The sequence below is a fragment of the Pseudomonas sp. D47 genome (genome assembly GCF_045447305.1).
In the GTDB taxonomy this organism is placed as follows: domain Bacteria; phylum Pseudomonadota; class Gammaproteobacteria; order Pseudomonadales; family Pseudomonadaceae; genus Aquipseudomonas.
Map to the genome: position 1 here is coordinate 1 of NZ_JBJGXU010000105.1, position 10,188 is coordinate 10,188.

The 10,188-nt window shown below is 59.8% G+C and carries 12 protein-coding genes; 9 read left to right on the forward strand and 3 right to left on the reverse strand.

Annotated features, from left to right (window positions below):
• Positions 1-132: 132 nt before the first annotated feature.
• The 3 genes from ACI77I_RS30845 to ACI77I_RS30855 all read right to left on the reverse strand — a co-directional run bounded on the left by ACI77I_RS30845 (position 133) and on the right by ACI77I_RS30855 (position 1,423).
• A complete protein-coding gene (locus ACI77I_RS30845) occupies positions 133-444 on the reverse strand; it encodes an AzlD domain-containing protein (RefSeq protein ID WP_094953649.1) in 312 nt (103 codons plus the stop codon).
• Positions 441-1,136, reverse strand: a complete 696-nt coding sequence (locus ACI77I_RS30850; RefSeq protein WP_094953648.1) for an AzlC family ABC transporter permease — start codon at positions 1,134-1,136, stop codon at positions 441-443. Before ACI77I_RS30850 ends, ACI77I_RS30845 begins: the two co-directional genes overlap by 4 nt.
• A 71-nt stretch (positions 1,137-1,207) precedes the next feature.
• A complete protein-coding gene (locus tag ACI77I_RS30855) occupies positions 1,208-1,423 on the reverse strand; it encodes a hypothetical protein (protein ID WP_017138831.1) in 216 nt (71 codons plus the stop codon).
• Positions 1,424-1,600: 177 nt separating this feature from the next.
• Here ACI77I_RS30855 and ACI77I_RS30860 point away from each other — a divergent pair, with 177 nt between their 5' ends.
• The 9 genes from ACI77I_RS30860 (at position 1,601) to ACI77I_RS30900 (ending at position 10,094) form a co-directional block, all read left to right on the forward strand.
• Positions 1,601-1,957: a metalloregulator ArsR/SmtB family transcription factor gene (locus ACI77I_RS30860; protein ID WP_263273025.1), complete on the forward strand. Its 357-nt coding sequence runs from the start codon at positions 1,601-1,603 to the stop codon at positions 1,955-1,957.
• A gap of 19 nt (positions 1,958-1,976) precedes the next feature.
• Complete coding sequence (locus ACI77I_RS30865) at positions 1,977-3,260, forward strand: arsenic transporter (RefSeq protein WP_406999944.1); 1,284 nt, start codon at positions 1,977-1,979, stop codon at positions 3,258-3,260.
• Positions 3,261-3,273: 13 nt separating this feature from the next.
• A complete protein-coding gene (locus ACI77I_RS30870; protein ID WP_406999946.1) occupies positions 3,274-3,708 on the forward strand; it encodes an arsenate reductase ArsC in 435 nt (144 codons plus the stop codon).
• A gap of 98 nt (positions 3,709-3,806) precedes the next feature.
• Positions 3,807-4,598, forward strand: coding sequence for an AraC family transcriptional regulator (locus ACI77I_RS30875; RefSeq protein WP_406999948.1), 792 nt, complete (start codon positions 3,807-3,809; stop codon positions 4,596-4,598).
• Between the two features lie 72 nt (positions 4,599-4,670).
• A complete protein-coding gene (locus ACI77I_RS30880; RefSeq protein WP_094953643.1) occupies positions 4,671-5,282 on the forward strand; it encodes a LysE family transporter in 612 nt (203 codons plus the stop codon).
• 317 nt (positions 5,283-5,599) lie between these two features.
• Positions 5,600-5,893 carry a hypothetical protein gene (locus ACI77I_RS30885; protein WP_094953642.1) on the forward strand — a complete coding sequence of 98 codons (294 nt, stop codon included), beginning with the start codon at positions 5,600-5,602 and terminating at the stop codon, positions 5,891-5,893.
• A 235-nt stretch (positions 5,894-6,128) separates the two neighbouring features.
• Positions 6,129-8,843: a magnesium-translocating P-type ATPase gene (gene mgtA / locus ACI77I_RS30890; protein WP_094953641.1), complete on the forward strand. Its 2,715-nt coding sequence runs from the start codon at positions 6,129-6,131 to the stop codon at positions 8,841-8,843.
• Positions 8,844-8,906: 63 nt separating this feature from the next.
• Positions 8,907-9,254 carry a DUF2493 domain-containing protein gene (locus tag ACI77I_RS30895; RefSeq protein ID WP_094953640.1) on the forward strand — a complete coding sequence of 116 codons (348 nt, stop codon included), beginning with the start codon at positions 8,907-8,909 and terminating at the stop codon, positions 9,252-9,254.
• Positions 9,255-9,272: 18 nt separating this feature from the next.
• Complete coding sequence (locus tag ACI77I_RS30900; RefSeq protein ID WP_406999950.1) at positions 9,273-10,094, forward strand: hypothetical protein; 822 nt, start codon at positions 9,273-9,275, stop codon at positions 10,092-10,094.
• Positions 10,095-10,188: the final 94 nt, after the last annotated feature.

Below are 10,188 nucleotides of genomic sequence, written 5' to 3' on the forward strand. Positions count from 1 at the left end.
CCCTTTTGGTTACTTTTGGCTGGGCCGGCATTCCGGGCTCTTTTCCAAAAGTGACCCGCTGTAAGAGCGGAACCCTACGAAGCCGTTACCGCAGCAACGGATATACACCCAAAACCCAACACCGCCGCCCCCTCAAACCCACCAACGAAACAAATAAAACAACCCCATACTCAGCAGCACAGTCACCAACACACTGCGCGTCCAGAACATCAACGCCACCGCACAAACACCCGCCAACAAATAAGGATTGGCCAGACTCAAATTCAATTTATGGTCCGCGAGAAAAATAATCGGCCCACAGATCGCCGTCAGCATCCCCGGCACCGCAAACCCAAGAAACTCCCGAGCCCCGCGATTAAGCCGCACCGGCAACCGCGGCTCAATAAACACGTAGCGGTTAAAAAACACCACCAGCCCCATGCCCACAATCATCAGGTAAATCATCGCTGCCCTACCCCAAGCCGCTTACAGGCGAACCCCGCGCTCATCCCCAGCACCCCCGAGACCACCACCGCCGACTCCCAGTGCAAGTAACTCAACCACACCGAGCACAACAGCGAAACCGCCACGCACACCACCGTGGGCACATCCCGCACCACCGGCGTGATCAACGCGATAAATGTCGCCGCAATCGAAAACTCCAACCCCAGCTGATCAAGGCCGGGAATGCTCTTGCCAAGCACAATGCCCGCCAAGGTAAACAGGTTCCAAATGATATAAAACGTCAGGCCAACACCCAGTGCATACCAGCGATTGAAAGTCTCACGGTCATAGTGGTTGACCAGCGCAAAAAACTCATCGGTCAACAAAAAACCCAAGCTCATACGCCAGCGCGTATTGAGCGACGACAGCGTGGGGCGCATATGCATGCCGTAGAGCAAATGCTGGGAAGTCAGCAGCAACGTGGTCAGCACAATCGAAATCAGGCTGGCGCCACTCTTAACCATACCGATGGCCACCAACTGCGCGGCACCGGCGAAGACGATGGCGGACAATCCCTGGGCTTGCAGCGGGGTAAATTGCGCATCAATGGCCATGGAACCGGCGAGCAGCCCCCAGGGCGCACAGGCCAGGGACAAGGGGATGACGGCGATGGCGCCGCGACCGAAGGCGTAATGAGGTAAGGCTGTAGGCATGGAGACGGCTCATCGACAGACAGTCGACAAGCATGCCAGCGTCATGCGGGGCTTGTCTTGAACGATCGTGCTCAGGCGAGCTTGACCGACACCTGCTCCACCGAGTCACGCGCCTCGCGCAGCTCATGAGCATCCTGGTTGAGCCGGTGGATGGTATTGAGCAGGCGTTGGCGCAGCACTTCATCGCCGAGTTTTTCGACGGCGCGCATCAAATCAAACGCAGCGGTTTCGTTGTTGTCCGCGACGGAATCGAGGGTCTTGCGCAGGTTGCGAGTGGCACGGGTCACGCGGGTTCTTCCTTCATCAGCAATGGGCAGGCACTTTAGGACATTCGTGTTTCATTTTAATTTCAGTCACTTGTGGTTGATTTAGCGGCATTTGATCCACGTCAAACGAAATCAGGATTTGACCTACATATATGTTTATCCATATATTCGGATAGCCATATATACGAAGACCTCAAAATGCCGGACCTCCTCTCCCCACCCACCCTGTTCAAATGCCTGGCGGATGCTACCCGCGCGCGGTTGACGTTATTGATCCTGCGCGAGGGCGAACTTTGCGTGTGCGAACTGATCCATGCTCTGGACGACAGTCAACCGAAAATCTCCCGCCACCTGGCACATCTGCGCAGTAGCGGGCTGTTGCTGGACCGCCGTCAGGGCCAATGGGTCTATTACCGCATCAATCCGGCACTGCCCGCCTGGGTCACACAGGTGCTGGACACCACCTTGCAAGCCAACCAGCCATGGTTGCAAAACGACGCGCTGCGTCTTGATGCAATGGGCGACAGACCACAACGGGCCAGCACCTGCTGCTGAGCCATCGGAGCGTTTATTCATGCTTGTCGCGATTGCGATTTTTATCTTCACCATCGTGTTGGTCATCTGGCAGCCCAAAGGCTTGGGCGTTGGCTGGAGCGCAACCCTGGGCGCGATCCTGGCCCTGGCCTGTGGCGTGATCAGCGTGGCGGACATCCCGGTGGTGTGGCACATCATCTGGAACGCCACCGGCACCTTTGTCGCGCTGATTATCATCAGCCTGTTGCTCGATGAAGCCGGGTTCTTTGCCTGGACCGCGCTGCACGTGGCGCGCTGGGGCCGTGGGCGTGGCCGGCGCTTGTTTGCGTACATGGTGCTGCTCGGGGCGCTGGTTTCAGCGCTGTTTGCCAACGACGGCGCCGCGTTGATCCTCACGCCCATCGTGATGTCGATGCTGCTGGCGTTGCGCTTTTCCCCGGCGGCGACCCTGGCCTTCGTGATGGGCGCCGGGTTTATCGCGGACACGGCGAGCTTGCCGTTAGTGGTGTCAAACCTGGTGAACATCGTCTCGGCAGATTATTTCAAGATCGGCTTCAACGAATATGCCGCCGTGATGGTGCCGGTCAACTTCGTCAGCGTCGCAGCAACCCTGGCGGTGCTGCTGTGGTTTTTCCGCCGCGATATTCCGCAGACCTACGACCCCGCCGACCTGGAAGAGCCGGCCAGCGCCATTCACGACCGTGCGACGTTTCGCGCCGGTTGGTGGGTGCTCGGTATCTTGCTGGTCGGCTGTTTCGCCTTGGAACCGCTGGGCATTCCCATCAGTGCTATTTCGGCCGCGTGCGCCGTATTACTGCTGGTGATCGCCGCCAAGGGCCACACGATCTCAACGCGCAAAGTACTGAAAGAAGCCCCTTGGCAAATCGTGATCTTTTCCTTGGGCATGTACCTGGTGGTTTACGGCCTGCGTAACGCCGGCCTGACCACCTACCTCGCCACCTGGCTCGACACCTTCGCCACCTATGGCGTGTGGGGCGCAGCCATGGGCACCGGCGTGCTGACGGCGCTGCTGTCGTCGGCGATGAACAACCTGCCGACCGTGCTGATCGGCGCGCTGTCCATCGAGTCCAGCCATGCCGTGGGTGTGGTCAAGGACGCGATGATCTACGCCAATGTCATCGGCAGCGACCTGGGCCCGAAAATCACCCCTATCGGCAGCCTGGCCACCTTGTTGTGGCTGCATATCCTGGCGCGCAAAGGCATCACCATCACCTGGGGTTACTACTTCAAAGTCGGGATTGTGCTGACCTTGCCGGTGTTGTTGATCACCCTGGCCGCCCTCGCCTTGCGTCTGAGCCTCTAAAGGAGCTAACGCCATGAAAGTCCTGTTCATGTGTACCGCCAACAGCTGCCGCAGCATCTTGTCCGAAGCGCTGTTCAACCACCTGGCGCCGCCAGGCTTCGAGGCGATCAGCTCCGGCAGCTTCCCCAAGGGCCAGGTGCTACCGCGCAGCTTGAGTACGTTACAGGCGGCGGGTATCAACACCGACGGCTTATACAGCAAGGGCAATGATGCGTTTGAAGACAGCCCGCCGGACGTGGTCATCACCGTTTGCGACAAGGCTGCCGGCGAGGCATGCCCGGTGTATTTCGGGCCGGCGCTGAAGGCGCATTGGGGGTTGGCAGACCCGTCGGAGGTTAAACGTGACGAGGCCAGTATCGAGGCGGCATTCCAGCTCACCCTGAGCACTATCGCCACCCGCTGCCAAGCATTCTTCGCACTGCCTTTTGCACAGCTCTCCCCCACGTAATTGAAGGCTGAGCTGGACCGCATCGCGCTGCTGTAGTCGTTCCGTCAGGCCGACAACCCCCGTATGCTGGCCGCAGTCCGATTCCACGAGCCTTCCCGATGAGCACCCTTCAACACGCCTGGCTGGGCAACTACGAAGTCAGTAGCACCCACTGCACCGGCCTGACCTTTGCCCGCCACAGCCATGATGAATGCGTGATCGGCGTGAACCTGATCGGTGAAGAAAAGGTCTGGCTCGACCGCCGCGAGTTCGAGGCCGGGCCCGGCAGCATAACCTTGTACAACCCCGGGCAGATTCAGGGCGGCGGCGCGGCGCACGGCGCGCCTTGGCACTTTGTCAGCCTGTACGCCACGGCGGAGCAGTTAGCGGCTGACCTTGGGCTATCCCACGTGGAGTTTGATCACGCGTGTTGCTTTCAGCCTGACTTGGCGCAGCGCCTGGCGGCGGCAATCAAAGGTGCCTTGAGCGCCGATGCATGGCTACGCGAACGCAATGAAGAAGCCTTGGTGCTGCTGCTGGGTGAGGTGGTCGGCGTCAGCGGTGTGCGCCTGGCAGGCAGCCCGAAAACCAGCAAAAGCCTGATCAGCCGCGCCCAGGAATTACTCGCCTCGCAGCTACACCAGTCGCCACCGCTGGACCAACTGGGTGATGAACTGGGCCTGTCCAAATTCCACCTGTTGCGCGCCTTCCAGAAAGAAACCGGGCTAAGCCCCAGGCAATGGGCCATGCAACTGCGCACCTGTCGCGCCAAGGGGCTTTTGCGCAGCGGTGTCTCGGCCAGCGACGTCGCGCATGACCTGGGCTTTGCCAACCAGAGCCACCTCAACCGGCACTTCCGCGCCGCCTATGGCATCACCCCTGGCCGCTATCAACGCGTATTGAAACGTTGAAAGCGCAATCTGGTTCAAGACGCCTACTCCACACGCCCGCACACTGCCCGCTTCTCTTGAAGGAACGCGGGCATGTTGACGATCTTTTTTTACGCGCTGGTATTCGGTTTTGTGTTTTGCCTCTCGCCCGGCGCAGTGCTGGCCGAGACGTTGCGCCGAGGCTTGCTCCAGGGCTTTACCCCGGCCTTGCTGGTGCAGATCGGCTCGCTGGTGGGCGACGCCGTGTGGGCGGTGATCGGCCTCACCGGCATTGCCCTGCTGATTGCGCATGATGCCGTGCGCGTACCACTGACCATCGTGTGCGCGCTGTACCTGGCCTGGCTGGGCGTGCGCAGCCTGATCGACGCCTGGCACTTGCCCGTAGCGGACACCGCGCCGGCCCGCTGCGGGCAAAACGCGCTGGCGGTGGGCGCGGCCATTTCCCTGGCCAACCCGAAGAACATTGTTTATTGGGGCGCGCTGGGCAGCGCGTTGTCGGGCATCGTCGGCGCCACGCCCAGCCATGCGCAAACGTTGATGTTTTTTGCAGGCTTTATGCTGGCGTCGGTGCTGTCATGTTTTCTGATTGCCGCACTGGTCAACCTGCTACGCAAGAACGCCTCACCGCTGTGGCAGCGCATCAGTTATGGCGTGTGTGGTCTGGTATTGATGTATCTGGCTGTTCTGGCAGCACAGGGTGTATGAAGTTATATATCCAGTAACTTTCCGAGCGGCTTATCTGAATGAACTCTGAACACGGGTTAATTTAATTAATCATGCATTGACATTTTGTAACCATCTGAGTAGATTGCCCCTGCCCACAACTGGGGCCTTTTTTAAACCTCACAAAAGAAGCCAATGGACACAGTATCTAGTCGCTGTCCGAGCACCGCTAATGCGGGCATCGGGCGCCAAACCCAGAATATGACAGGACTCGCCTTCCAGGTCCGGTAAGCTGCGCTAGAGCTTGATGCTCCACCGTAACTGCCTCACCGGTCGCCCGTCCGGTCCCGAGGTGTGTTATGACCTTCCAACTCTTAGTTTTGCCTGATGTACGTACGCTAGCCGCAGCCCTGCGCGCCAAGCTGTGCCGCGAGCCCGTAGGTTTTTCGCCTACTCGTTCCGCCTTTGCTGCACCTTCCCCCCAAGTGCGTCCGGCTCCCCCGCTGGCGCACTGGCGTATCTGCCCTGCCAGCGGCCAACTGCTGCAGCACTGGGACCACGCCGACCCTCAAGACCCGCAGAGACCTAAGGTTTCCACACTGGCTCAAGCGAGCCTGTTGCTCGGTTTTTACCTGAGCACTCGCGCCGCTTAAACCGGCTGGAAACAGCAACTTTCTGATTAATAGTCTGGAGTTCTTTATGAACAAGTCCAGTAGTAGCCCGCTGCGCGTTAGTTAACTAACGTGCGTCTGGCGGGCGCTGTAGAAGTTATGTGAACACCTTATTTAAACCGATCGCGAAGTCCGCGGCTCGGCATGCTTTCGCTCGCCTGTATTCAGGTAAGTACCGGGTATGTTTTGTCGAGAATTGGCGACAGGAGTACAGACAATGAGCGCCGTAAAAAACACGCCTCTGCACAAGAAAAATGGCACCGACGCCGACACCAAACTGTCGATGCGTGCCGCCCGTGAAGCCCAGAACGGCCTACAGGCCACCCTCGCCAATGTGCGAGCCACCCAGGACGGTTTGACCGAGCTGGACGCCTCGGCACGTCTGCAGCGCGAAGGCTACAACGAGGTGGCCCATGACAAGCCGCCTCACGCCATCGTCCAGTTCCTGCAGGCACTGAACAACCCCTTCATCTACGTACTGCTGACCCTGGCCGGCATCAGCTTTATCACGGACTACTGGCTGCCCTTGCAGGCTGGTGAAGAAGTCGACCTGACCAAAGTCATCATCATCATGACCATGGTGCTGCTCAGCAGCCTGCTGCGCTTCTGGCAGGAGCACCGCTCGGCCAAATCCGCCGAAGCGCTGAAAGCCATGGTGCGCACCACCGCCACGGTGCTGCGCCGTGAGCAAGTCGGCGCCCAGCCAACGCTGCGCGAAGTACCGATGCGCGACCTGGTCGCCGGCGACATCGTGCAACTGTCGGCCGGCGACATGATCCCGGCCGATATCCGCCTGATCGAGTCGCGTGACCTGTTTATCAGCCAGGCCGTGCTGACTGGCGAAGCCTTGCCGGTCGAGAAATACGACACCCTCGGTGACGTCACACAAAAGTCTGCCTCTTCGCTGGCAGCCGACCAAGGCAACCTGCTCGACCTGCCGAACATCTGCTTCATGGGCACCAACGTGGTCAGCGGCCGCGCCAAGGCCGTAGTGGTCGCCACCGGGCCACGCACTTACTTTGGCTCGCTGGCCAAGGCCATTGTCGGCTCGCGGGTGCAGACCGCGTTCGACCGTGGGGTGAACAGCGTCAGCTGGCTGTTGATTCGCTTCATGCTGGTGATGGTGCCGATCGTGTTCCTGCTCAATGGCTTCTCCAAAGGCGACTGGGGCGATGCGTTCCTGTTTGCCCTGGCGGTGGCCGTGGGCCTGACCCCGGAAATGCTGCCAATGATCGTCAGCGCCAACCTGGCCAAGGGCGCCACCGCCATGGCCAAGCGCAAAGTGGTGGTCAAACGCCTGAATGCGATCCAGAACTTCGGCTCAATGGACGTGCTGTGCACCGACAAGACCGGCACCCTGACCCAAGACAAAATCATCCTCGAACACCACGTCAACGCCTTTGGCCAACGTGATGATGCGGTGCTGTCCCTGGCCTGGCTGAACAGCTACCACCAGAGCGGCATGAAGAACCTGATGGACCAGGCCGTGGTGCAGTTCTCGGAACACAACCCCAAGTTCCAGCTGCCATTTGCCTACAGCAAGGTCGATGAATTGCCGTTCGACTTTGTACGCCGTCGCCTGTCGATCGTGGTCAAGGATGCTTCCGGCGACCAGTTGCTGGTGTGCAAGGGCGCCGTGGAAGAGATGCTCAGCATTTCCACCCACGTGATAGAGGATGGCGCTGCAGTGCCGCTGGATGATCGTCGCCGTGACGAGTTGTTGGCACTGGCGAACGACTACAACGAAGATGGTTTCCGTGTACTGGTGGTCGCCACCCGCAACATCCCTAAATCCCTGGCTCGCCAGCAATACACCACCGCCGATGAGCGCAACCTGGTCATCCAGGGCTTCCTGACTTTCCTTGATCCACCAAAGGAAACCGCAGGCCCGGCGATTGCTGCACTGCAACAAATCGGCGTGGCGGTGAAAGTGTTGACCGGCGACAACGCCGTGGTCACCAGCAAGATCTGCCGCCAAGTCGGCCTTGAACCTGGCCAGCCACTGTTGGGCGTAGAAATCGAAGCGATGGACGACGCCACCCTGATGCGCCGCGTGGAAGAGCGCACGGTGTTTGCCAAGCTCACGCCGCTGCAGAAATCCCGGGTGCTCAAGGCGCTGCAAGCCAACGGCCACACCGTGGGCTTCCTGGGTGACGGCATCAACGATGCGCCGGCGCTGCGCGATGCCGACGTGGGTATCTCGGTGGACAGCGGCACCGACATCGCCAAGGAATCGGCCGACATCATCCTCTTGGAAAAGAGCCTGATGGTGCTGGAAGAAGGCGTGCTCAAAGGCCGCGAAACCTTCGGTAATATCATGAAGTACCTGAACATGACCGCCAGTTCCAACTTCGGCAACGTGTTCTCGGTGCTGGTGGCCAGTGCGTTCATTCCGTTCATGCCGATGCTGGCGATCCACCTGCTGCTGCAAAACCTGATGTACGACATCTCCCAGCTGGCCTTGCCGTGGGACAAGATGGACAAAGAATACCTGGCCAAACCGCGTAAGTGGGATGCGAAAAACATTGGCCGCTTCATGATCTGGATCGGGCCAACCTCGTCGATCTTCGACATCACCACCTTTGCGCTGATGTGGTACGTGTTCAGCGCCAACAGCGTGGAAATGCAGACCCTGTTCCAGTCCGGCTGGTTTATCGAAGGGCTGTTGTCGCAAACCTTAGTGGTGCACATGTTGCGCACTCGCAAGATCCCGTTCTTCCAGAGCACGGCCGCCTGGCCGGTGCTGATGATGACCGCCATCGTCATCGGGCTGGGGATCTACGTACCGTTCTCGCCGCTGGGCACCCTGGTCGGCCTGGAGCCGCTGCCGCTGGCGTACTTCCCATGGCTGGTCGGCACCCTGCTCGCCTACTGCTGCGTGGCCCAACTGATGAAAACGATCTACATCCGCCGCTTCAAGCAGTGGTACTGATCACCCGCCTCTGAAAACGGTGGCCGTCGCCCGGCGGCCACCGTGCAACACAAGGATTCAACTATGCGCGTCTTGATCTGTGCAGGTCGTCATTACGCCGACACCAAAAAGTCCCGCCAAGTGCTGGACGCTTACCACCGCCTGCGCCCGGTGCAGGTATTGATTCACGGCGGCAACCAGTTCCTGGGCAGTGACGTTGAGGAGTGGGCACGGGAAATCGGCATCGACGTGGTGCGTTACCCGCCCAATTGGCAACGCCACGGCAAGCAGGCGGAACGCCAGCGCAACCATTTCATGCTGACCGACAGCCGCCCCGACGTAATCATCGCCCTGCCAGGTGGTGACGACACCTCGGAGCTGGTCTGCCAAGCCAAAGCCAGCGGCATTTCGGTGCTGATTGTAGAAAGCTGAATTCAAGCGAGGTGCATCATGCACAAAAAACACACCCCTGCCCGTCTGGACGGGTTTGCCAAATACCGCGCACGTCACTATCGCGACGCTCGCCACACCTTGTTGCTGTTACCGCCGGCCAAGCGGCGCGCGCTGCAACGTAACTTGACCTTTATCGGCGTGACCCTGGGCCTTGTGTTGCTCATCGCGCTGCTTTCCAAGGCCCATGCAGCCGGTGGTGCTTATGTGGTCGACGACGGCGCCGTCAACGCCCCGGGAGAATGCAATATGGACGCCTGGTACAGCGCCAATCGGCATCAAGGCAACGTCCATAACCAAACCTTGAACCCGGCCTGCACCTTCAGCGCACTGCCTTCGGTGCAATGGAGCGCCGCACTGTCGCGCGCCAGCAACGCCGGCGAGGCCGAGACCCAAGTCAGCCCGCAAGTGAAGGCGCAAGTGTGGTCGCGGGATGACTTGGGGCTGCAGATGGCGGTGGCAGCGACTTCGCATTTTGCGCTGGATCGCCAACACGCGTTTGACGGCGCGGACCTGAACATTCCGTTGACCTGGCAACCCCTCGAAGCGCTGCGCCTGAACGTGAATGCTGGCTGGACACACGCCTACAACGGCGGTGAGCAAAATCACCGCCTGACCTGGGGAACCGGGTTCGAATACCAGGTTGCGGATGCGCTGACACTGATTGGCGAGCGCTACGGCCAGGAAGGCGGCGACCAGGCATGGCAGGCCGGGCCGCGATTGCATGTCGGCCAGTTGGTTGATGTGGACTTGGTAGTTGGGCAAAGCCTGAATGGGGACCGTAACCGGTGGTTGACTACGGGGGCTACGGTGCGTTTCTAAGGCAGCGGCCTGATAGTGGAGACTGGACTCAATTCAATGTGGGAGCGGGCTTGCTCGCGAAGGCGGTGGAACAGTTACACATGAGCTGACTGAC

Bases quoted from the DNA above. Each gene is read 5' to 3' on its own strand.
- ACI77I_RS30845 (WP_094953649.1), bottom strand. From the start codon at position 444: ATGATTTACCTGATGATTGTGGGCATGGGGCTGGTGGTGTTTTTTAAC.
- ACI77I_RS30850 (WP_094953648.1), bottom strand. From the start codon at position 1,136: ATGCCTACAGCCTTACCTCATTACGCCTTCGGTCGCGGCGCCATCGCC.
- ACI77I_RS30860 (WP_263273025.1), top strand. From the start codon at position 1,601: ATGCCGGACCTCCTCTCCCCACCCACCCTGTTCAAATGCCTGGCGGAT.
- ACI77I_RS30865 (WP_406999944.1), top strand. From the start codon at position 1,977: ATGCTTGTCGCGATTGCGATTTTTATCTTCACCATCGTGTTGGTCATC.
- ACI77I_RS30870 (WP_406999946.1), top strand. From the start codon at position 3,274: ATGAAAGTCCTGTTCATGTGTACCGCCAACAGCTGCCGCAGCATCTTG.
- ACI77I_RS30875 (WP_406999948.1), top strand. From the start codon at position 3,807: ATGAGCACCCTTCAACACGCCTGGCTGGGCAACTACGAAGTCAGTAGC.
- ACI77I_RS30880 (WP_094953643.1), top strand. From the start codon at position 4,671: ATGTTGACGATCTTTTTTTACGCGCTGGTATTCGGTTTTGTGTTTTGC.
- ACI77I_RS30885 (WP_094953642.1), top strand. From the start codon at position 5,600: ATGACCTTCCAACTCTTAGTTTTGCCTGATGTACGTACGCTAGCCGCA.
- mgtA (WP_094953641.1), top strand. From the start codon at position 6,129: ATGAGCGCCGTAAAAAACACGCCTCTGCACAAGAAAAATGGCACCGAC.
- ACI77I_RS30895 (WP_094953640.1), top strand. From the start codon at position 8,907: ATGCGCGTCTTGATCTGTGCAGGTCGTCATTACGCCGACACCAAAAAG.
- ACI77I_RS30900 (WP_406999950.1), top strand. From the start codon at position 9,273: ATGCACAAAAAACACACCCCTGCCCGTCTGGACGGGTTTGCCAAATAC.